This window comes from Burkholderia perseverans, assembly GCF_022870505.1.
In the GTDB taxonomy this organism is placed as follows: domain Bacteria; phylum Pseudomonadota; class Gammaproteobacteria; order Burkholderiales; family Burkholderiaceae; genus Burkholderia; species Burkholderia plantarii.
On sequence record NZ_CP045093.1, the window covers coordinates 2,603,430 to 2,623,862 of the forward strand.

18 protein-coding genes are annotated in these 20,433 nt (G+C 70.7%); 7 read left to right on the forward strand and 11 right to left on the reverse strand.

Going from position 1 to position 20,433, the window contains the following annotated elements; genetic code table 11:
• The 4 genes from BpN12_RS10710 to BpN12_RS10715 all read right to left on the reverse strand — a co-directional run.
• Positions 1-2,072, reverse strand: a 2,072-nt coding sequence (locus tag BpN12_RS10710; RefSeq protein WP_246792538.1) for a beta strand repeat-containing protein, incomplete at its 3' end; no start/stop codon positions are given.
• 329 nt (positions 2,073-2,401) lie between these two features.
• Entirely contained in the window at positions 2,402-2,533 is a 132-nt protein-coding gene (locus tag BpN12_RS33300) for a hypothetical protein (RefSeq protein ID WP_280529114.1), read from the reverse strand.
• 354 nt (positions 2,534-2,887) lie between these two features.
• On the reverse strand, positions 2,888-3,016 hold the full coding sequence (locus BpN12_RS33305; protein ID WP_280529115.1) for a hypothetical protein: 129 nt from the start codon (positions 3,014-3,016) through the stop codon (positions 2,888-2,890).
• 149 nt (positions 3,017-3,165) lie between these two features.
• The gene (locus BpN12_RS10715) at positions 3,166-3,519 is read right to left on the reverse strand and encodes a YciI family protein (protein ID WP_246792539.1); all 354 of its coding nucleotides are present in this window, start codon (positions 3,517-3,519) and stop codon (positions 3,166-3,168) included.
• Between the two features lie 282 nt (positions 3,520-3,801).
• On the opposite strand from BpN12_RS10715, the gene BpN12_RS10720 reads away from it, so the two are divergent.
• From BpN12_RS10720 to BpN12_RS10735, 4 genes are all read left to right on the forward strand, one after another.
• Positions 3,802-5,661, forward strand: a complete 1,860-nt coding sequence (locus BpN12_RS10720; RefSeq protein ID WP_425306258.1) for an ExeM/NucH family extracellular endonuclease — start codon at positions 3,802-3,804, stop codon at positions 5,659-5,661.
• A gap of 729 nt (positions 5,662-6,390) precedes the next feature.
• Entirely contained in the window at positions 6,391-6,774 is a 384-nt protein-coding gene (locus BpN12_RS10725; protein WP_246792540.1) for an ElaB/YgaM/YqjD family protein, read from the forward strand.
• A 52-nt stretch (positions 6,775-6,826) separates the two neighbouring features.
• Positions 6,827-7,414, forward strand: coding sequence for a BPSL1445 family SYLF domain-containing lipoprotein (locus BpN12_RS10730; RefSeq protein WP_246792541.1), 588 nt, complete (start codon positions 6,827-6,829; stop codon positions 7,412-7,414).
• Between the two features lie 185 nt (positions 7,415-7,599).
• Complete coding sequence (locus tag BpN12_RS10735) at positions 7,600-8,655, forward strand: AI-2E family transporter (RefSeq protein WP_246792542.1); 1,056 nt, start codon at positions 7,600-7,602, stop codon at positions 8,653-8,655.
• 126 nt (positions 8,656-8,781) lie between these two features.
• Here BpN12_RS10735 and BpN12_RS10740 read toward each other — a convergent pair whose 3' ends face one another.
• From BpN12_RS10740 to BpN12_RS10750, 3 genes are all read right to left on the reverse strand, one after another.
• Positions 8,782-9,204 carry a hypothetical protein gene (locus tag BpN12_RS10740; RefSeq protein ID WP_246794688.1) on the reverse strand — a complete coding sequence of 141 codons (423 nt, stop codon included), beginning with the start codon at positions 9,202-9,204 and terminating at the stop codon, positions 8,782-8,784.
• Positions 9,205-9,501: 297 nt separating this feature from the next.
• Positions 9,502-11,556 (reverse strand): TonB-dependent receptor, encoded by a 2,055-nt coding sequence (locus tag BpN12_RS10745; protein WP_246792543.1) that lies wholly within the window; start codon positions 11,554-11,556, stop codon positions 9,502-9,504.
• 886 nt (positions 11,557-12,442) lie between these two features.
• Complete coding sequence (locus tag BpN12_RS10750; protein WP_425306259.1) at positions 12,443-13,135, reverse strand: SDR family oxidoreductase; 693 nt, start codon at positions 13,133-13,135, stop codon at positions 12,443-12,445.
• 182 nt (positions 13,136-13,317) lie between these two features.
• Between BpN12_RS10750 and BpN12_RS10755 the strand changes: the two genes are divergently transcribed.
• On the forward strand, positions 13,318-14,265 hold the full coding sequence (locus BpN12_RS10755) for a LysR family transcriptional regulator (RefSeq protein ID WP_246792547.1): 948 nt from the start codon (positions 13,318-13,320) through the stop codon (positions 14,263-14,265).
• 52 nt (positions 14,266-14,317) lie between these two features.
• On the opposite strand, the gene BpN12_RS10760 is transcribed toward BpN12_RS10755, so the two are convergent.
• On the reverse strand, positions 14,318-15,247 hold the full coding sequence (locus tag BpN12_RS10760) for a LysR family transcriptional regulator (RefSeq protein ID WP_246792548.1): 930 nt from the start codon (positions 15,245-15,247) through the stop codon (positions 14,318-14,320).
• A gap of 122 nt (positions 15,248-15,369) precedes the next feature.
• On the opposite strand from BpN12_RS10760, the gene BpN12_RS10765 reads away from it, so the two are divergent.
• Complete coding sequence (locus BpN12_RS10765) at positions 15,370-16,395, forward strand: zinc-dependent alcohol dehydrogenase family protein (RefSeq protein WP_246792550.1); 1,026 nt, start codon at positions 15,370-15,372, stop codon at positions 16,393-16,395.
• Here BpN12_RS10765 and BpN12_RS10770 read toward each other — a convergent pair.
• The 3 genes from BpN12_RS10770 to BpN12_RS10780 are packed head-to-tail and all read right to left on the reverse strand — an operon-like array spanning position 16,376 to position 18,816.
• Entirely contained in the window at positions 16,376-17,350 is a 975-nt protein-coding gene (locus tag BpN12_RS10770) for an alpha/beta hydrolase (protein ID WP_246792552.1), read from the reverse strand. The two genes, BpN12_RS10765 and BpN12_RS10770, sit on opposite strands and share 20 nt — an antisense overlap.
• Positions 17,341-17,514: a hypothetical protein gene (locus tag BpN12_RS10775; protein WP_246792553.1), complete on the reverse strand. Its 174-nt coding sequence runs from the start codon at positions 17,512-17,514 to the stop codon at positions 17,341-17,343. Before BpN12_RS10775 ends, BpN12_RS10770 begins: the two co-directional genes overlap by 10 nt.
• A 48-nt stretch (positions 17,515-17,562) precedes the next feature.
• The gene (locus tag BpN12_RS10780) at positions 17,563-18,816 is read right to left on the reverse strand and encodes an MFS transporter (RefSeq protein WP_246792554.1); all 1,254 of its coding nucleotides are present in this window, start codon (positions 18,814-18,816) and stop codon (positions 17,563-17,565) included.
• 83 nt (positions 18,817-18,899) lie between these two features.
• Here BpN12_RS10780 and pdxR point away from each other — a divergent pair, with 83 nt between their 5' ends.
• Positions 18,900-20,411, forward strand: coding sequence for a MocR-like pyridoxine biosynthesis transcription factor PdxR (gene pdxR / locus BpN12_RS10785; protein WP_246792556.1), 1,512 nt, complete (start codon positions 18,900-18,902; stop codon positions 20,409-20,411).
• Positions 20,412-20,433: the final 22 nt, after the last annotated feature.

Consider the following 20,433-nt stretch of genomic DNA (forward strand, 5'->3'; position numbering starts at 1 on the left):
CCCGTCAGCGTTTCGGTGCCGCTGCCCTGCTTGACCACGCCGCCGGTGCCGCCGATCGTGCCGCCGAACGTGTGGTCGGCCGTGTCGCCGAAGCTCAGCGAATTCGAGCCGAGCGTGACCGTGGTGCCGCTCACGCCCGACAGCCCGCCGATGGTCTGGTTCGCGCCCGAGCCGCTGATGTAGAAGCCGGCGCCCGCCGTGTCGAGATCCACGTCGCCGGTGGCCGCGAGCAAGCCGCCCACGCCGAGCGCCAGCGTGCCCGCGCTGATGGTGGTGCCGCCCGTATAGGTGTTGGCGCCCGTCAGCGTTTCGGTGCCGCTGCCCTGCTTGACGATCCCGCCGTCGCCCTCGATCGTGCCGCCGAAGCTCTGGTTGGTCGCATCGCCGAAGCTCAGCGAGTTGACGCCGAGCCCGACGGTGGAGCCGGCCACGCCCGACAGCGAACCAATCGTCTCGTTTCCGTTCGCGCCGGCGATCTCGAAGTCGGCGCCGCCGCCGGCGAGATTCACCGCGGCGGTGGACAGCAGCGAGCCGGCGCCGCCGAGCGCCAGCGTGCCCGAGTTGATCACGGTCGGGCCGGTGTAGGTGTTGGCGGCCGCCAGCGTGACGACGCCCAGGCCGTCCTTGGTCACGCCGCCGTCGCCCGAAATCGCGCCGGCCAGCGCCAGCGGGTTGCTGCCGCCGAGCGTGAGCGTCGTGCCCGTGTTCACGGCGATCTGGTTCGTCAGAAATACGAACTGGCTCGAGTCGAGCGTCGCGTTGCCGCTCACCGTCACGGTGCCGGTGCCGAGCGCGGCGCTGTTGCCGACCGTCACGGTGCCCGACTGCAGATCGGTGCCGCCGGTGTAGGTGTTCGCGCCGCTCAGCAGCAGCGTGCCGGTGCCGGCCTGGGTCAGCGCCCCGCCGCCCGATATCGTCCCGCTGAGCCCGAGGTTCGTGGTGCCGCCCACGGTCAGCCCGTTGCCCGTCAGGCTGACGTCGTTCGACAGCGCGAGCCCGGAGGTCGAGGCCTGGATCGCGCCGCCGTTCGAATTGATGGTACCGGTGCCGAGCGAGGCCCCGTTGTCGATCACCGCCGTCGCGCCGTTGCCGAGCGTGGCGTCGGTCGCGCCCGACGCGCCGGACAGCGTCCAGGTGCCGCTCTGCACGTCGAGGTGGTTGAAGTTGATGTAGCTGCTGTTGTCGATCGAGCCGGTGGCCCCGCTGCCCTGCTGCAGCGACAGCGTGTTGTCGCCGCCGGCGCCGCCGTCCACGATGCCGGTCGCCGCGAAGCCGAGGGTGGTCGCGCCGATGCCGAGGTTGGCCTGGAGCGCGGTGCCGCCCGCCGCGCTGACCGAGGAACCGGTGGTGGCGATGAACTGGTTGGTGCTGTTCTGCCCCATCGACACGCTGCCGTTCACGGTTCCGGAATTCGTGAACGTGTTGCCGCCCGCCGCGCTGTCGAGCGCGACGCGGCCCGTGATGGTGCCCGAATTGTCGATGTTGACCTGGCCGCCGCCATAGGCCGCGATCACGCCCGCGTCGGGGCCGACCAGCGTCGCGCCGAGAATGCCCGCGGTCGATATGAGGCCGGTGTTGGTGATGTTGGTGGTGCCGCCGGCCCCGTTCTGTACCGCCAGCGCCATGCCGGTCAGCGCGACCGCCACGCCGGAACTGCCGCGGATGATGCCGTTGTTGACGACGGTCTCCGTACTGCCCGCCGCGTTGCCCATCACCACGCCCGAGGACAGCACGCCGAGCCCGGTGCCGAGCGTGGTCGTGTCGATCTGGCCGTTGTTGGTGAGCGTGTTGTTCACGCCCGTCAGCGTCATCACGTTGCCGCCGGTGCCGAGCAGCACGCCCACGGTGGCGCCGTTGTTCACCGTCACGTTCAGGTTGTTGGCGCCGTTCGCGTAGCTCGGCGCGAGCGGGTTGGCCGCCCCCGAGCAGGTGACGTTGCTGCCCACCGCCGTGCAGGTCGCGTGAGCGGGAATGATGCCGGCGCCGACCAGCGCGAAAAACACGCCCATCGCGGGCAGCAGTTTCGGCAACTCGCCGTCTTTCGGATCTTTCGAAACGCGGGTGCGGGACATCGGCAATTCCCCCTGAAACATGTTTTATGGATATGGCGCGCTTAATGGTGAAGCAAGGATCACTCGACGGCGGCCGGCGTTCCGAAAAACGAATCGATGGAACGGGCGCCACACATCGATGCCGGTTATTCACGACGAAGCCGACGGCCATGATCGCCGGGCAGCGAATATGACCGAACGCTGCCACGCAGCGGCACCCCGCGCGGCCCAAAGCAATCGCGGCAATCAGAAAATCAGGACTTCAACACGACGTCACAGCGGTTCGAGGCGGCCTGGCCGGCCTTGATCTCAGGACGAAACGTGCGAATCGGCAGCCGGCACCTGTGTTTTCAGACAATGAAAAAAGCGGCAACGAGGCATAACCGATCGGTAACGCCCGCCCAGCCAATACTCGCGATTTTTTCTAATCCGGCCGATTTTAACGTTTCGTCGGCCGAATAATCTCCATCCATGATTTGCATCGCGCAACCATTCCGGCCCTGGCATCGGACGGCATGGGAATGCGTGCGCGGGTGCGGAATTATAGTGCGGCAATAGTGACGCGCCACGGCATTTTGTCAGAGCGTGATGAAAACAGGTCAGGCGCCGTGGTGGACGGCACTGCGGATGGTTGGGCGCGGGGAAGCGGTGGCTGGAGGTGCGGGGGTGCGCGGGCGTTCGGCGCTCAAGGCGCTCAAGGCGTTCGAGGCTCGGGACTCGGGACTCGGGGCTCTCCGGGGCGCTCGTGACGTTCAGGACAGATCAGACGCGATCCGGATCGGGCGGCGGCGCCTCGGCGCGTTCGAGCAGCAGCGCCCGCTCGCGCGCGTTGCGCGTCATCGCGGCGGCGCGATGGAATTCGCCAGTTCCTCGTGACAGGCACCCTTCGCCGCCAGCAGGTCGTCGTCGGGCCGGCCGCCCGCCTCGCTCGCAAGCGTCGCCCGCACCTGGATCATCAATCGCATCGCACCGTCCCCCGTCGGGTCGAAACGTGCCGCGCCGTGTGGCGGGCTCCTGTCACGACGCGCGAGGCGGCGCGATTTCGACAACGCAGGCGCGTACCGGGGGAAACCCCGAACCCGCGCAGCGCGGCGTGCGCCCCGCCGTCAGGCGCTCACCGAAAAGACGGGCCGATCTCGCGTACCTCGACCGTGCACCACTCGGCGGCCGGACAGGTCTTCGCGATCGCCACCGCCTCGCCCTCGGTGGCGACGTCGAGCAGGAAGAAGCCGCCGATCATCTCCTTGGCCTCGGCGAACGGCCCGTCCATGACGCGCGCCTCGCCGTTGCGGATCTGCACGCGCGTGGCCTGATCGTCGGACACCAGCGATTCGGCCGCGCGCAGCACGCCGCGCGACTGCAGTTCGCCGCTGAAACGCAGCATCCGCTCGTACAGCGCGCGGCCCTCGTCCTGCGTGCGCTGCGCGCGCTGGCCAGCGGGTTCGGCAATCAGAAGCATAAAAGCCATGGTGTTCTCCGGGATCGGACGACGATGACGGGGAGCGCGGCCCATACGGGTCGGGTGGGCCATGCGGGACGTGTCGCCCATTCTGGGCGCGCCGGCCGCGAGCGTCCACCTCGGCGCGCCAGCCGGCTCGCGCCACGGCATCAAACGATGAGGACAGCGTAACGGCGGCGCGCGTTCACGACACCCTGGCCGAATGGCCAGCGCACGCATCTCGATATTTACTGCGTTCATCATGCCGACACGGTTCCGTCAATCCGCTTCCATCGTTTCCATGCCGACACCATGAATTGGACCATTGCACGTTTCGTATCGATCTGCTGGCTTGCCATGCTGCCGGCGTTCGGCGCCCCCGTCGCCGTCGATGCCGCTTGCGGCGGCGCTGCGACGCCGATCGCCGAGGTCCGTGGCGGCCCGGATTCGCCGGCCAACCTGCGCATCGTGTCGATCGAGGCCGTCGTCACCGCCGACTACGGCGGCGCCGGCGGACTCGGCGGCTTCTTCGTCCAGCAGGCCGACGCGCAACGCGCGTTCCAGCCCGGCGTGTCCGAGGGGCTGTTCGTCTACGCGCCGCGGGCGCGCGCCACCGCGGGCGATCGGGTCCGCGTGACCGGCGCGATCGAGCGGAAGTATGGCCAGACGCAGCTGACGCTGGCCGGCCCGATCGCCGTCTGCGCGCATGGCCGGACGGTCAGCCCGGCGACGCTGACGCTGCCGGTGGCGGATGCTGCCGCGTTCGCGGCCGTCGAGGGCATGCTGGTGCGCCTGCCGCAGACGCTGACCGTCAGCGAGGTCCACGAACTCGGCCGCTACGGCAGCATATTGCTCAGCCGCGGCCGGCTGCCGGTGCCGACCCATCTGATCGATGCGGCCGACACGGCCGGCGTGCGGGCACAGGCCGGGGCGAACGCGCGCAACCGGCTGATCCTCGACGACGGCTCGAGCCGGCAGAATCCGGCCGTGGTCCCTTATCCGGCGCCGGGCCTGTCCGCCGCGAATCCGCTGCGCGTCGGCTACACGGTGCGCGACGTCGAAGGCGTGATGGAACGGCGCTTCGGCGCGTGGCGGCTGCAGCCCGTGCCGGGCGCGCCGGCACCGGCCTTCGACGCGGCCGCGAACCCGCGTGTCGCGGCGCCCGCGCGCGACGCGCGGGCCGACCTGCGCGTGGCCGCGTTCAACGTGCTGAATTATTTCAACGGCGACGGGCGCGGCGCCGGCTTCGACGCGCCCGATCATCGCGGCGCGCCGACCTACGCGGAATTCCTGCGGCAGGAGGCAAAGATCGTCAGCGCGATCACGGCGCTGCGGGCCGACGTGGTCGGCTTGATGGAAATCGCCAACAACGGCCATGGCGAACGCAGCGCCGTGCGCCGGCTGGCCACGCAGCTCGGCGACGGCTGGCGCGTGGTCGAGCCCGGCGGCGAGCGGCTCGGCGGCGACGCGATCAAGGTGGCGCTGCTCTACGACGGCCGCACGGTCAAGCCGGTCGGCCAGCCGGCCACGCTCGCGAGCGACGGCCTGAGCCGCGCGCCGCTCGCGCAGACGTTCCGGCGCAGCGGCGGCGCGCACGCGCTGACGGTCGTGGTCAATCATCTGAAATCAAAGCGCTGCCGCGGCGCGACCGGCGCCGATGCCGACCGGGGCGACGGCCAGGGCTGCTGGAATCCGGCCCGCGTGCGCATGGCGCGGCGCCTCGCCGACTGGCTCGACGGCGATCCGACCGGCGCCGGCCACCCCGGCGTGCTGCTGATCGGCGATCTGAACAGTTATGCGAAGGAAGCACCGATCGCGCGCCTCGAAGCGCGCGGCTACGTGAACCTCGTTGCGCGCTTTCTCGGCGCCGGCGCCTACAGCTACGTGTTTCGCGGCGAATCGGGATACCTCGATCACGCGCTCGCGTCGGCGTCGCTCGTGCCGCGCGTGCTGGCCGTGCATCACTGGCACATCAACGCGGACGAGCCGGCCGCGCTGCAATACGCGTTCGCCTACAAGAGCGACTGGCAACGGACCGCGTTTTATGCGCCCGATGCGTATCGTTCGTCGGATCACGACCCGGTGATCGTCGACCTCGCGCTCGACGGTTCCGCCGCGCCGGACGCGTCCTCGGGCGCCGGCGCCGCGCCCTCCGGTTCACCCGGCGCATGACGGCCACTCGCGCTGGCCACGGGCACGGTACTCACGCTGAAGCGCGGCACCATCCAGCGCGATCCCGCGCGCGAAAGCGCGCCGGCGCGAGCCGCGAAGCCGGCTGCCGACCGCTGCGCGCGCATCGATCGTGCATCCGATCGCGCATCGATCGGGCATCGATACGCAGCGCGCCGCCGGGCCGAACCAAGCCCGGCACGCCGGGCTCGAGAGACCACCCGCGACACCTTCCGCGCATCGCGATCCACCGCGCAAGCGGCGTATCGAACCACGCCGCTACGGAAAAAACTACAAGCCTTCGCGCGCGATCGTGCAAAAAAGCACCATCGGCACGCCGTGTCGCTTCAAGCCGGAAAACGGGGCGCCCGCACCTCGCGCGCCACGCACCGGCATGCAACAGGCCGGTTCCTCGCCATCCGCCGGCAACGCGGCGGCGCCATGCGCGGCAACGGTTCCCGGCCGATCGCAACCATCGCGCCCGCTCTACGTCGATCATTCCTACCGATTCCGGGCAAGCCGAAACCGGCAATTTCTACCGGATTCGACGCCGTCCCGCAAAAGTCCGCTGCAATCGTTCAACGCGACGCCAAGTCCCTGTCGCGAAACAACTTTCCTGATTCGCGACACAAGGTGGCACACGAATTGCGAAACTCCTCGCGAGAATGCGAATCACATCGGAGCAGCTCTCGCATCATCGACCTCATATCGATCCTAAGGAGAACGACCATCATGGCATTCACGAACAGCCTCGAAGACAAGCTCGATCGCGGCCTCCACGAAGTGCGCCGCACCGGCCGCCGCGTCGCTCGCGACACGCGCCACGCCGCCCGCGACCTCAATGCCGACGTCAAGGACGATGTGCGCTCGCTCGTCGAGGAACTCGAGGATCTGCTGAAGAAGGAAGACGCCGACGTCGACTCGCTGCGCAAGCGCCTGCACAGCCGACTCGACGAAGTGCGCGGCACGCTCGACGACGCCACCGACGACGCGCTCTACCGCCTGCGCGCCCAGGCCGACCGCGTCTCGCAGGCCGTCCACGAGAATCCGTGGCAGACCGCCGGCGTCGTCGCCGGCCTCGCCTTCATCGCCGGCCTGCTGCTTGCACGCCGCTGAACCCAATCTCTGGCCTAGTACAAAACCCAACCTGCAACGAGGAGAAAAAACCATGCGTCAAGCATTTGTGATGAAAGCCGCAGCAGCCCTGGTGGTCGGCAGTGTCGCCCTGGCCGGCTGCACCACCACGCCGCCGAACGAAAAGCAGACCTCGGCGGAAAATTCGTCGAAGCGTCAGGCGATCAACTCGAGCGTCGACGCGACGCTCTCGCGCCTGTACTCGACGGTGCCGGGCTCGCGCGAACTGGTTGCCAAGTCGCGCGGCGTGCTGGTGTTCCCGAGCGTGCTGCAGGCCGGCTTCATCCTCGGCGCACAGACCGGCAACGGCGCCCTGCGCGTGGGCGGCAGCACGGTCGGCTACTACAACACCTCGTCGCTGTCGCTCGGCCTGCAGGCCGGCGCGCAGTCGAAGGCGGTCATCTTCCTGTTCATGACGCAGGACGCGCTCGACAAGTTCCGCGCCACGGACGGCTGGTCGGCAGGCGCCGACGCGTCGGTGGCGGTCGTGAAGATCGGCGCGAACGGCGCGGTCGACTCGAACACGGTGCAGTCGCCGATCGAAGCGATCGTGCTGACCAACGCGGGCCTGATGGGCGACCTGTCCGTCAACGGCACGAAGGTCACGCGCATCAATCCGTAAGCGGCCCGTCCGCCTCGCAGCGCCGCGGCTCACGCCGCGGCGTTTTTTATTGTCCGCGCGCGACGCGGCCACGGCCGCCGCTACCCGCGCGCCGCGGTTGCAGGCATACTCGCGAAACTCCCATACCAACCGGGACACGCCGGCCCGCGCCGGTGTCGGTTCCTCACCTGCCGCTCGGGCGCCACATGGAAAGCGCGAAAGACCACCAAAAATTCTTCCAGTTCCTGCTGGCCGTCGTGACGATCGGCTTCTGCTGGATCCTGATTCCATTCTTCGGCGCGATCTTCTGGGGCACCATACTCGCGATCCTGTTCCAGCCCGTGCAGCGCTGGCTCGCCGCGCGCTTCGGCAAGCGCCGCAACCTCGCCGCGCTCGTCACGCTGTCGGCGATCGTGCTGATCGTGATCCTGCCGCTGACGTTCGTGGCCGCCACGCTGGTGCAGGAAATCGCCTACGCGTACCAGCAGATCAAGACCGCGCAGCCGAACATGACGCTCTATCTGCAGCAGGTCGTGCACGTGCTGCCGACCTCGCTGCAGCGCGTGCTGCACAGCTACGGGCTGGCCGACATCGCCGGCATCCAGAAGAAGCTGACCGACGGCGCCGCGGCGATCAGCCAGTTCGTGGCCGCGCAGGCGTTCAGCATCGGCCAGAACACGTTCCAGTTCATGGTCAGCTTCGGCATCATGCTCTACCTGGTGTTCTTCCTGCTGCGCGACGGCGGCGAGATCGGCCGCCGCGTGCGCCGCGCGCTGCCGCTCGACGAGGACCACAAGCAGCTGCTGCTGAGCAAGTTCACGACGGTGGTGCGCGCCACCGTGAAGGGCAACATCGCCGTTGCGCTCGTGCAGGGCGCGCTGGGCGGCGTGATCTTCTGGATCCTCGGCATCGAGGGCGTGCTGCTGTGGGGCGCGCTGATGGCGTTCCTGTCGCTGCTGCCGGCAATCGGCGCGGGGCTCGTGTGGGGGCCGGCCGCGATCTATTTCGCGGTGACCGGCCAGTTCTGGAAATGCGCGATCCTGGTCGTGTTCTGCGTCGGCGTGATCGGCCTCGTCGACAACCTGCTGCGCCCGATCCTGGTCGGCAAGGACACCAAGATGCCCGACTGGGTCGTGCTGATCTCGACGCTTGGCGGCATGGCGCTGTTCGGCATCAACGGCTTCGTGATCGGGCCGCTGGTGGCCGCGCTGTTCATGGCGAGCTGGGACATCTTCGCGCGCGCCGATCAGGCCGGCACCTGACGGCCGGCATCGCGGCCCTTGCCGCGGCGGCCGCGTGCGACGAAAAAGAACGGCCCGCGACACCTTCCGTGAGGAAAGGCGTCGCGGGCCGTTTGCCGTTCGAGCGAACGCAGCGGTCGCGCGGCGTTACTCGAACCGGAAGCGCATGTCCTTCACCAGCGCCTGCTGGCCCCAGACGAACGAGCAGACGCGCCCCGTCTCCACGCTGACCGCATCACCGCCGCTGCCCTGCGATTCGACGAGCGGCCGGCAGCCGCCCGTGATCGTCACGCTGCGCATGCCCTGCTTCGACAGCGGGAACTCGTTCGAATCGTCCTCGGGCACCGTGTGCGTGAGCGAGATGTTCTCGACGTAGTCGTCGGGCAGCATGAAGACGGGCGCGTCGTCCACCCAGAGCGTGTAGTAATCGTGCTTGAACGGCGTCTGCTCGATGCAGAGCTTCGAGGTGTGGCTGCCCTGCGTCTGCGTCTGGCAGAGCGGCGCGGCCAGGCTCGCGCCGGCCATGCCCAGCAGCACGGCGCTCAGGCAGGTACCGAGACAGGCGCGCATCGCACGCCGTCCCGTCATGCTTCGTCTCGTCATGATTCGTCCTGGAAGGAGAGGCGGAGGAACAGTGATCCGGCATGGCCGCCGGCGCTCGCGCGCCGAGGCGCCGCGGGCCGTGGGTTGCCGTGATCCGCTTTCGGCGCGTGCCATCTTACCGAATTCGCGGCGCCGTCCGGCACGGCGCGTGTCGCGACACGTATCGAAACGCGAATCGCGACGCGTGTTGCGCCGCCACGCGCGGCGCGCAAATCCACGTCCTCAACGACGCGCCGCGCCCGCCCCTCCGCCCGCAGGCACGCGTCAGAACGTGGTGCGCAGGCCCACCATCACGCTGCGCCCACCCTCGGGCGCGAAGTCGCGCACCACCGAGCTGGCGAGACGGATGTCCTGGTTGGTCAGGTTGTCGCCGCGCACGTAGGCGAGCCAGCGCGTCGCGCCGACGTGGAAGCGGTAGGTCAGCACCACGCCGAGCGAGGTATAGCCGTCGGTGGCCAGGTCGTTGTCGGGCACGCGGTGCTGCGCCCAGGCGTGCGTGACCTGCGCACGCGCGCCGAACGGCCCGTAGCCGTAGTCGGCCGCGAGCGTCGCGCGCAGCGGCGAAATGCGCGGCAGCGGCTCGCCGGTCTCGGCGTTGCGCGCATGCGTGTAGTCGCCCGTCAGTTCGAGATCGAGCGTGTGGGCGCCCGTCTCGAACGCGCGCCACTTGCCGCTGAACTCGAAGCCGTAGAACTCGGCGCGCACGCCGCGATAGACGGCCTCGTTGAGCGCGTCGTCGGTGCCCGGCGCGACCGGTTCGCCTTCGTCGTCGACGAGCCGGCCGGTGTTGAACTCGGTCAGGTAGTTCGAGAAGCGCGTGTAGAACACACCGATGCTGCCTTTGTTCGGCCCGCTCGCGTAACGCAGCGAGAGATCGGTGGAGACGGCCTTCTCCTTCTCGGCCGACGGATTGCCGATCAGGTACTGGCCGGTCGCGTCGTGCGGGCCGTTCGCATACAGCTCGTAGAAGGTGGGCGCGCGTTCGGTGTACGACACGCTACCCGCCACCGACCAGACCGGATCGAGCTTGTAGAGCGCGCCGAACGACACGCTGCCGGTGGTGAAGCTGCGCGACTCGGCGCCGGCGAAGCGCTCGTTGCCGGCCGGCGTCGGATCGACCTTCACGTGTTCGACGCGACCGCCCAGGCTGAACTTCAGCGCCTGCGTGGCCTGCCATTCCTCGAGACCGAACAGCGCGACGTTGGTGGTCTGCGTGGTGGGCACCAGCGCCTCGTCGCCGAGCGCCGAGAACGTGTTCTGCGAGGCCTGCACGCCGAACGCGCCCTCGAACGGCCCGATCCTGCGATGGCGCGCCTCGACGCGGAACTCGTAGCCGTGGTTGCGGAACGTGGTGGCGGTCTGGCCGTCGTCGATTTCCTTGTGCTCGTAGTCGCTGTAGCCGAAGTCGAACTTCAGCTGCGAGATCGGTCCGGCGATGTTGCGGATCTCGGACGACGCGACCACGCGCTGCTGGCGCATCCGCAGGCGCACGTCGCTCTCGGCCACCGAGCCGTAGTTCGATTCGAAGCCGCTGTACGACAGGCCCGCGTATCCGTCCGCCCAGGTGTACGAGCCGCCCGCCGCGCCGCCGTGCGAGCGGCCGTCGCTGTTCGGCAGGCTGCCCGAGGGCTGGTCGGCGTCGGGGCCGTCGAGCGCGCGCTGGCGCGCCGAGCGCGCGAAGCCGGGAATCCGCAGCTTGCCGGCCTCGTCGTCGAACGCATCGACGTGGAACGCGAAGCGGCCATTGCCGCCTTCCACGAGCGCGGCGCCCGCGCGCGCGTCGTTCGCGCCGCCATAGCTGGCATCGACGGCGCCCGACACGCCCTTCAGCGCCTCGCGCGGAATCCGGTTGTCGATGGTGTTGACCACGCCGCCGATCGCGTTGCCGCCGTAGAGCAGCGCGGCCGGCCCGCGCACGATCTCGACGCGCTCGACCGACAGCGGGTTCTGCGGCACCGCGTGGTCGTAGGACAGCGACGACGCATCGTAGGACGCCACGCCGTTCTGCAGCAGCCGGATCCGGTCGCCGTCCATGCCGCGGATGATCGGGCGCCCCACCATCGGGCCGTAGGTCGTGGTGGACACGCCGGGCAGGCCGTCGAGCGTCGCGCCGAGCGAATTCGCGCGGCGCAGCGCGAGCGCGTCGCCGCCGAGCGAGGCGGTGGGCGAGATCAGTTCGGTGTCGCCGGTCGGGTTCGCGGTCACGAACACCGGCGCGAGCGTCGGCGTGGGCGTGACGATGGCCGGCGCGGGCGCCGCCGCGCCAGCGGCCGCGCCGGTGGCCGCCGATTGCGCGTAGGCGAGGCTGGCCGCGAACATCAGCGTCAGCGGCGGCAGCCCGCGCGCGGCGCAGCGAGGTGAAAGACGGGAGAAGACGCGGGACGAAAGGCGGGATGAAAGACGGGCGGAATCGCGCATGTTGATCGAGAGTTGTCGTGAATGAGCCGGAATCCGCGCACACGCCTGACGCCCTCGACACGATATAACGTATCATGCCATGCGCGCGGTTCGGCCCCGATCGGATGGGCGTCACCGGCGCGAGAACCGGCCGGCGTGCGCGGGAGCGAAGGAATCACCGGACCGATATGTTATATCATTTCAAATTGTAACAACATACTTCCGAAAGGAAGATGCGGCCTGACCGAAAGGAAGCGGCGGCAGGCTTCGGTGAGATGCCGAAATATCGCGGAAACAGGCGGCGCCGGGCCGCTGCGGGGCGGGCGCGTCAAGCCCGGCGGCGCTCGAGCGCGACCGGGCGGTGTCCGGGAGTCGCGGCCGGCCCTCGGCGCGGCGCCGTTCCGGCAAGACTCCGTAAGTCTCCTTAATCGCGCTTAACTGCCCGAAATTGACTCGCGGGCGCCTGGACAGAAGAATGGGACCTGTCTCGCGATCATCTCCCCGGCCACCCCGGTACCCGGTGATCAGAGGCGGCCAGACGCCAGTCATACCCCCCCTCTTGACTGGATAATTATCGCCACGGAGCAATCCGTGGCTTTTTTTTGGCTTGTCGGTACTGCGGCACGCCGTGCACGCCGCCCCCGTCGATCGCCACGGCCCGCCATGCGGCGGCCCGGTCGTTCGTCGCGCCGCCGGACAGGCTCGGCGGACCGTGCGCGGCAACCTTTCGCCAGACGGCGTCGAGACGATCCGCACCGGCGTGGAAATCGGTACGGGCCGAAAGCCCGGCGCGGTGACCGACGCGCCATTACCAGCGCACGGTCCGACCGCGATAGTCGAGATATTCGAGGCCGGGGCGCCCGCGCTTGTCCAGCAGCGCGCGCACCACGCCGGGCACGCTTTCCTCGATCGACAGCCGCCCGTCGGGGCCGCCCAGTTCGGTGCGCACCCAGCCCGGCGCCATCAGCAACATGGCGCGCGGCGTGCCGGCCTGGCGCGCCGCGAAGCTGCGCATCAGCTGGTTCAGCGCCGCCTTGCTGCCGCGATAGACCTCGCGCTGGCCCGACTCGTTGTCGGCCACGCTGCCCTGCCCCGACGACATGACGCCGATCAGCCCGTCGGCCGGCACCAGATCGCCCAGCCGCTCCACTACGCGCATCGGGCTCAGCGCGTTGGTGATCATCAGGTTCGTGAAATCCTCGGTCGAGACCTCACCGATGGTCTGGTTCGGATCGGGATTGGTAGTGCCGGCGTTGACGAACAGGATCTCGAAACGCCGGCCGGCGAGGCGCGCGCGCAGCGCCGCGAGTTCGTCGGGCCGCGTGATGTCGAGCGTTTCGATGCCCACGCGGCCCGGATGCGCGTCGGCCAGCTCGTGCAGGCGCGTGCGGCCGCTGCCGGCGCGCACGGTGCCCACCACGTGCCAGCCCTGCGCGACGAATTCCGCGGCCATCGCGTGGCCGAGGCCGCGCGAGGCGCCGATCAGCAGGATCGTGGGCATCGGGGATGAATGGGCGGAGGTTGGCGACGGTTGCATGGTGGCTCCTTGCCTGAGCGATGGGATGCGAGGGATGCGATGTCATCGATTCTGGCCGCCGCGCACGCTTTGCACCAGACGCCGCACCTGCAATCCAGGCTTGCATCAGGCGCCTTGCCTGCCGCGCCTTCCGCTATGCTGCGGGAATGTCACGGATCGATCTCAACCTCCTCACCGCGCTCGATGCGCTGCTGGCCGAGCGCAGCGTCACGGCGGCCGCGCGGCGCCTGAACCTGAGCGTGTCGGCCATGAGCCGCACGCTCACGCGCCTGCGCGCGGCCACCGGCGACCGGCTGCTGCTGCAGGCCGGCCGCACGCTGGTGCTCACGCCCTACGCCGAGCAGCTGAGCGCGCGCCTGCCCGAGCTGGCGCGCGAGGCGCAGGCGCTGCTGAGCCCCGCCGCGCATCGCTTCGACGCGGCCACGCTGGCGCGCGAGTTCACGCTGCGGGTCGGCGAGGGCTTCATCGACCTGCTCGGCGCGGCGCTGATGGCGCGCGTCGCCCGCGCCGCGCCCGGCGTGCGGCTGCGCTTCACGCCGAAGCCGGACTGGGATGCCCGGCCGCTGCGCGAAGGCGAGATCGACCTGGAGATCGGCACGGTGCGGACCTCGGCGCCGGAGATGCGCACGCGGCGGCTGTTTCGCGACCATTACACGGGGGTGGCACGGCTGGGGCATCCACTGCTGGCCGGCGGCACCGTCGACGCCGCGAGCTGGGCGGCCGGCCAGCACGTGCTGGTCGCGCGCGCCGGGCAGGCCGACAGCCCGGTGGACGCCGCGCTTGCCTCGCTGGGGCTGGGCAGGACGGTGTCGATGGTGGTGCCGTCCTATCCCGCGGCGATGCAGGTGGCCCGTTATTCGGACCGGCTCGCCGTGGTCCCGCACTCGTGCCTCGGCAACGCGTTCGCCCCCGATCACGCCACCGCCAACGGCCTGCAGGGCTTCGCGCTGCCGCTGTCGATGCCGCCGTTCGACATCTCGGCGATCTGGCATCCGCGCCTCGACCAGGATCCGGCGCAGCGCTGGCTGCGCGGCGAGGTGCTGGCGCTGGGGCGGGCAGCCTATCCGCGCGAGACGGCGGGGGATGCGTCGTAGGCGCATGAGCGGGCCGTGGCCCCGCGCCACCCACCCGGCACGCTACCCGAGCTCAAGGCCAGAACACCGCCCGCGCCGCCTGCGCCGCCCGCGTCAGCTCATCGACCGCGACCCTGACCTTCGGCTGCAGATGCCGCGTCTTCTGCCAGACCGCGTGAATCGGCATCGTCGTCGACAGCTCGGGCAGCACCTCGTGCAGCGTCCCCGCGCCCAGCGCGTCGCGCGCGAGCCAGCCCGGCAGCTGCGCGAGCCCGCAGCCTTCGAGGCAGGCGTGCAGCAGCGCGTCGCCGTCGGGCAGTTCGTGCCGCGCCCGCACGTCGAAGTAGCCGGCTTCGGCCGCCTCGCCGGCGTCCCTGGCCGGGTCCGCCAGCAGCCAGCCCGACCGCGCGCTGCGCCGCCAGCCGATCAGGCAATCATGGGCGCGCAGGTCCTCGCGGCTCGCCGGCACCCCGCGCCGCGCCAGATAGGCGGGCGTGCCGCAGATCACGAGCCGCTGCTCGCCGAGCTTGCGCGCGACCAGGTCCGCATGCGCGTCGAGCGCGCCGATCCTCACCGCGAGATCGACGCCCTCGCCGAGCAGGTCCACCACGCGATCCTGCATCGTGACCGACAGGTCGAGCCGCGGAAAGCGCCGCGTCAGCCCGAGCAGCACCGGCACCACATGGCGCCGGCCGAAGGTGGTGGGCAGGTCCACGCGCAGCCGGCCGACCGGCTGCTCGCGGCCGGTGGCCAGCAGCGCCTCGGTCTGCTCGAGTTCCTCGAGGACGCGCCGGCAGCCCTGCAGGAACGTCTCGCCGGCACCGGTCAGGTCGATGCGGCGCGTGGTCCGGTGCAGCAGCTGCGTGCCGAGCCGCGCCTCCAGCCGCGAGATGCTCTTGCCGACGGCCGAGCCGGTGACGCCGAGCGTCTCGGCGGCGGCCGTGAAGCTGCCGTGGTCGATCGCGGCCACGAACTCGCGAATGCCGTCAAAACGGTCGTCCATCGCTCAATTCCGGAATCAGGGGATCGAATGTGCGGAATTTTAACCACTAACTGAACCGCCAAGCCGAAATTACACTCGTCGGCAGCGATGGCATCCGCCGTTCCGCACACACGAGGTACGACATGAAGGCATGGCTCCTGAAGGATTTCGGTCTGTCCCATCTGCAACCGGGCGAGGTCGACACGCCCGTTCCACGGCCGGGCGAACTGCTGGTGAAGGTTGGCGCGGTGTCGCTGAACTTTCGCGACAAGGCGATCGTCGACGGCATCTACGAGCCGCAGCGCGTGCCGAAGCCGCTGATCCCCGTCTCCGACGCGGCAGGCACGGTGGTGGCGGTGGGCGCTGGCGTGACGCGCTTCCGGGTCGGCGAGCGCGTGAACTCCACGCTCTATTCGCGCTGGATCGACGGCGCGCCCGGCCCCGACGAGCCCGACCACTGCCTCGGCATGCCGCTGCCGGGCGGCCTCGCCGAATACATGATCATTCACGAGGAAAGCGCGGTGGCCGCGCCCGCCTCGATGAGCGACGAGGAAGCCGCGACGCTGCCGATCGCCGCGCTGACGGCGTGGTATTCGCTGATGGACGTGGGCCGTCTCCAGCCGGGGCAGACGGTGCTGGTGCAGGGCACCGGCGGCGTCTCGATCTTCGCGGCGCAGATCGCCGCCGCGCACGGCGCGCGCGTGATCGTCACCTCCAGCCGGGACGAGAACCTGGCGCGCGTGAAGGCGCTGGCGGGCGGGGCCGCGATCGAGGGCGTCAACTACCGCACGCATCCCGACTGGGAGCGCGAGGTGCTGGCGCTGACGGGCGGCCTTGGCGCCGACGTCACGATCGACGTGGCGGGCGGCGACGGCATCAACCGCTCGGTGGCCGCCACGCGCGTGCAGGGCGTGATCGCGCAGGTCGGCTTCCTCACCGGGCAGCGCAGCGCGCTGGACCTGATGCCGCTGATCTTTCGCCAGACCACGATCCGCGGCATCGCGGTGGCGCCGCGCAGCGCATTCGAGCGCATGAACGCGTTTCTCGACGCGCACCGGATCCGGCCCGTCATCGATCGCGTCTATCGCTTCGACGAGGCCGTGCAGGCCTTCGAGCACCTGGCGCGCGGCCCGTTCGGCAAGGTCGTGATCAAGGTGGCCGACGCGTAGGCGCGGGGGTCCCGGCCGCCGCCGCACCGGCCCGGCTTCCTCGACCTGCCGTGCCCGGCCACGACAGGCGGCGCGCGCCCGTACCGTACCGGCCGCATTCGAAGCGATGCCGCGCTCCGGCCCGTGGCCTGTGTCGTTGCATGCGCAACGAACCGGCGGATCGACGTGGTGCGTGCCCGGCAACGGTCGCCTTCGCGGCCGCGAGCGCCTGCGCCAGATCGTCGACCGACGAACCGATCGCGCGCCTGAGCGTCGCGAATCCGTGGATATTGCCGGCCGCCTCCTGGAACACCGCCGGTACGCCGGCCAGCGCCAGCGCCAGCGCCGCGGCGTAGGCACGCCCCTGGTCGCGAATCGGATCGACGCCGGCGGTCGCGACCACCGCCGCCGGCATCCCGGCAAGCTCGCCTCGCATCGGCGCATGGCGGAGGTCGGCGGCATCGGCGCGATAGGCGCCGGCCGAATAGGCGAGGCTCTCGCGCGTGAGCAGATAACCGTGCGCGAACCGCCGCGCCGATGGCGTGTCGCGCTCCGCGTCGGCCAGCGGATACAACACGAACTGGGCAACCACCGGCACCGCCGCCGGCCGGTCGCGCAGGCTCATGGCCGTGACGATCGCGAGGTTGCCGCCGGCGCTGTCGCCGCACGCCACCAGCGACGTGACCCCGCGCCCGAGCACGGCCGGCCCGCACGCGGCCCATCGCGCCACCGCCTCGCAGTCGTCGGGCGCGGCCGGCCACGGATGCTCCGGCGCGAGCCGGTAATCGACGGCCAGCACCGGCCGATCGAGCGATCGCGAGATCTGCGCGCAAAGGCTCGCGTGGCTGGCCAGATCGCCGATCACGAAACCGCCGCCATGGAAGAACAGCACGAGCGGCCCGGGCGCACGCTCGTGCCTCGCGTCGAACAGGCGCGCCGCGACGTGGCCCGCGCCGCCGGGTACGCTCAGGTCCATGTGGCGAGTTCGCCGACCGGCAGCTCGGTCGACGCCTTCGACGCGGCATAGTCGGCGCGCGCCACGGCCACCTCGGGATGATGCAGCGTCGCGCCGGGCCGGCTGGCCAGCGCAGCCAGAAAGGCGGCAAGGTCGGGACGGACGAAACGGTTCGGTTGCGGCATGACTCGGGACTCCATGCGGTGACAACGATCCGGACGCGATGCGGGCGATCAGCCGCGCCCGCGCTCGTCGGGCGCCGCCCCGGCCGGCACGGCCGAAGCGATCCGCCCTGCCGCGTGCCGGCGCCGGGCGGCGTGCGACGCATGCGGCGCGCCATCGCCGCGCGCGCCCGCGAGCAGGATCGACAGTTCGAGCAGCGCGGCCAGCAGCAGCACGCCCAGCAGCGCCCCGCGTCCGCAGTGGACCAGCAGCCACGCGCCCAGTACCGGAAAGCCGAACACGCCGACGAAATAGGACAGCACGAACCAGGTCAGCGCCGCATGCCGGAACGCGGCCGGCGCGTCGTTGACGGCGCGCGTCTGGATCAGCGAATAGACGAGCCCGTAGCCGACGCCGACCAGCATCGCCGAGACGATCTGGAACGCCGGATGCACGGCCACCGCGAACATGGCGGCAACGCCGAGCGCCATCGCGACCAGCAGCCCGGCCGCCAGCGGCCGCGGCGGCAGCGAGGCCAGCACGCGGCCGAGCAGCAGCCTCGCCGCCACCACCGTGCAGGCATTGACGGCATAGAAGACGGCCGCCGGCGCGGCGGTGCCGGCCACCAGCGAGGACTGGAACGTCAGCAGTCCCGAGAACACGCAGGCCCCGCAGCCCGCCATCAGAATCGGGCGCAGCGCGGCGCCGCGCGCGATCACGGCAAGCGGGCGCAGCCAGGCGCGTACCGCCCGCGAGCGCGGCGCATGCGGCGCGTGCAGGCCGAACCGCCACAGCGCCGCGGCGGCCAGCAGGCAGCCGGCGCCGACCAGCCGGAAAGCGAAGTCCATCGGCAGGCCGGCCTGCTGGACGGCGAGCTGCAGCGCCACCGGGCTGCCGCCGATGCCGGCCATCTGGAACGCGCCGAAGTGCGAGAACCAGCGCGCGCGCTCGTGGTCGGCGATGCGCTCCGAGAGCGCCAGCGGCGCGCCGAGATAGAACATGCCCCAGCCGAGCCCGATCAGCAGCCCGGCCGCCAGCGACACGCCGCGCGCGAGGCCCGCCGTGCCGGCGAGCCACGCGAAGCCGGCCGCGATCGCGCAACAGGCCAGCGCGCTCATGCGCGCGGCGTCGAAGCGCGCCGAGAACCAGCCGACCAGCGGCACGCCGACGAAGGTGCCGAGCATCGCCGCGCCAAGCGTGGCGCCGGTGTCGAGATCGCCGCCGCCGCGCACGCGGTAGTAGCCGGACAGCAGGAACGTGGCACCGTAGCCGGAGGCCGCGAGCAGCGTGGCGGAGAACAGCAGGAAGGCAGCGAATCGGCGCATGGCGGGCGACGGCAAACGAACCGGTGGGCAGGAAGTGGTTTGATAATATCGATGAATTTTCCATAATCCAGAGCCACTTTCTCATGCCGATGCGAACCACTTCGAACCCGCGCTCGCCGCGTCGGCGCGAAAGCGCGGCGGCCGGCTTCGCTCCCGCCCTCGATGACGCGTCGCCCGTGCCGGCGGTGCGGCAGCTCTATCTGCACCTGCGCGACGGCATCGTCGGCGGCGTGCTGCGCCCGGGCCATCGCCTGCCCGCCACGCGCACCGCGGCGCTGGAATGGGGCATCTCGCGCGGCGTGATCACCGAGGCCTACGAGATGCTGATCGCGGAAGGCTACGCGCTCGGGCGGCACGGCTCGGGCACCTATGTCGCCGCCGATCTGCCGGCGCTGCCGATCCGCGGCGGCAAGCTGCGCGCCGCGGCCTCGGCGGGCGGCCCGCGCACGGTTTCCGCGGCGGCGCGACTGGCCCGACGGCTGGAGACGGCGTTCCCGGCGCAGATCGCGTTCGCGACCGGGCGCGTCACGCACGACGCGCGCACCGCGAACCTGCTGAAGCGGCTCGCGCACCGGCATCTCGACTACGCGCGCGACGGCTATCGCGATCCGCAGGGCGAGCCCGCGCTGCGCGAGGCCGTGGCCGCGTATCTGAGCGCCTCGCGCGGCGTGTGCTGCACGTCGGCGCAGATCTTCATCACCGCCGGCACCCAGCAGGCCATGGATCTCGCGATCCGCACGCTGCTCACGCCGGGCGACACCGCGCTGGTGGAGGACCCCTGTTATCCGCCCGCGCGCCAGGCGCTGGTGCTCAACGGCGCGCGGCTGGTGGGCATACCGGTGGACGACGACGGCATCCGCACTGCGGCGCTCGACGCGTACCGCGGCACGCCGCCCGCGCTGGTCTTCGTCACGCCGTCGCATCAGTACCCCACCGGCGCCGCGCTGCCGCTCGCGCGCCGGCTCCAGCTGCTGGCGTTCGCGCAGCGCCACGGCAGTTGGATCATCGAAGACGACTACGACAGCGAATTCCGCTACGAGGGCCATTCGATCACCTCGCTGCAGGGGCTCGACGCGAACGGCCGCGTGATCTACACGGGCTCGTTCAGCAAGGCGCTGCTGCCCGGCCTGCGCGTGGGCTACCTGGTGGTGCCGGACGACCTGGTGCCGGCCTTCCGCGCCGTGCGCCCGATCATCGACCGGTTCGCGCCGCCGCTGCCCCAGCGGGTGGTGGCCGACTTCCTCAACGAAGGCTATTTCCCCGCTCATCTGCGCCGGCTGCGCGAAAGCCACCGGAGTGCGCGCGACTTCCTCGCCGACTGTCTCGCCGCACGGCTGGCCGCACATCTGGTGGCGCCGGTGCCGCGCCAGGGCGTGCATCTGAGCGCCGCCGGCACCGGCACCTGGCACGACGACCGCGCACTCGCGCGCGCGGCGCTGGCCGCCGGCGTCGTCGTCACGCCGGTCTCGCCGATGCATCTGCGCGCGCCGGCCGTGCCGCGGCTGCTGCTCGGCTTCTCCGGCCTGAGCGAGGCCGAGACCGATCACGCCACGCGGCGGCTGGCCCGCGTGTTCGATACGCACGCGCGCGGCTGACGGCCGGGCGCGCGCCTCGCTC

Excerpts from the sequence above, each read along its gene's own strand:
- BpN12_RS10775 (WP_246792553.1), bottom strand. The coding sequence starts at position 17,514 with ATGCCGCAACCGAACCGTTTCGTCCGTCCCGACCTTGCCGCCTTTCTG.
- BpN12_RS10755 (WP_246792547.1), top strand. The coding sequence starts at position 13,318 with ATGTCACGGATCGATCTCAACCTCCTCACCGCGCTCGATGCGCTGCTG.
- BpN12_RS10725 (WP_246792540.1), top strand. The coding sequence starts at position 6,391 with ATGGCATTCACGAACAGCCTCGAAGACAAGCTCGATCGCGGCCTCCAC.
- BpN12_RS10780 (WP_246792554.1), bottom strand. The coding sequence starts at position 18,816 with ATGCGCCGATTCGCTGCCTTCCTGCTGTTCTCCGCCACGCTGCTCGCG.
- BpN12_RS33305 (WP_280529115.1), bottom strand. The coding sequence starts at position 3,016 with ATGCGATTGATGATCCAGGTGCGGGCGACGCTTGCGAGCGAGGCGGGC.
- BpN12_RS10765 (WP_246792550.1), top strand. The coding sequence starts at position 15,370 with ATGAAGGCATGGCTCCTGAAGGATTTCGGTCTGTCCCATCTGCAACCG.
- BpN12_RS10745 (WP_246792543.1), bottom strand. The coding sequence starts at position 11,556 with ATGTTCGCGGCCAGCCTCGCCTACGCGCAATCGGCGGCCACCGGCGCG.
- BpN12_RS10715 (WP_246792539.1), bottom strand. The coding sequence starts at position 3,519 with ATGGCTTTTATGCTTCTGATTGCCGAACCCGCTGGCCAGCGCGCGCAG.
- BpN12_RS10735 (WP_246792542.1), top strand. The coding sequence starts at position 7,600 with ATGGAAAGCGCGAAAGACCACCAAAAATTCTTCCAGTTCCTGCTGGCC.
- BpN12_RS10770 (WP_246792552.1), bottom strand. The coding sequence starts at position 17,350 with ATGGACCTGAGCGTACCCGGCGGCGCGGGCCACGTCGCGGCGCGCCTG.
- BpN12_RS10750 (WP_425306259.1), bottom strand. The coding sequence starts at position 13,135 with ATGCCCACGATCCTGCTGATCGGCGCCTCGCGCGGCCTCGGCCACGCG.
- BpN12_RS10740 (WP_246794688.1), bottom strand. The coding sequence starts at position 9,204 with ATGCGCGCCTGTCTCGGTACCTGCCTGAGCGCCGTGCTGCTGGGCATG.
- BpN12_RS10720 (WP_425306258.1), top strand. The coding sequence starts at position 3,802 with ATGAATTGGACCATTGCACGTTTCGTATCGATCTGCTGGCTTGCCATG.
- pdxR (WP_246792556.1), top strand. The coding sequence starts at position 18,900 with ATGCCGATGCGAACCACTTCGAACCCGCGCTCGCCGCGTCGGCGCGAA.
- BpN12_RS33300 (WP_280529114.1), bottom strand. The coding sequence starts at position 2,533 with ATGCAAATCATGGATGGAGATTATTCGGCCGACGAAACGTTAAAATCG.
- BpN12_RS10760 (WP_246792548.1), bottom strand. The coding sequence starts at position 15,247 with ATGGACGACCGTTTTGACGGCATTCGCGAGTTCGTGGCCGCGATCGAC.
- BpN12_RS10730 (WP_246792541.1), top strand. The coding sequence starts at position 6,827 with ATGCGTCAAGCATTTGTGATGAAAGCCGCAGCAGCCCTGGTGGTCGGC.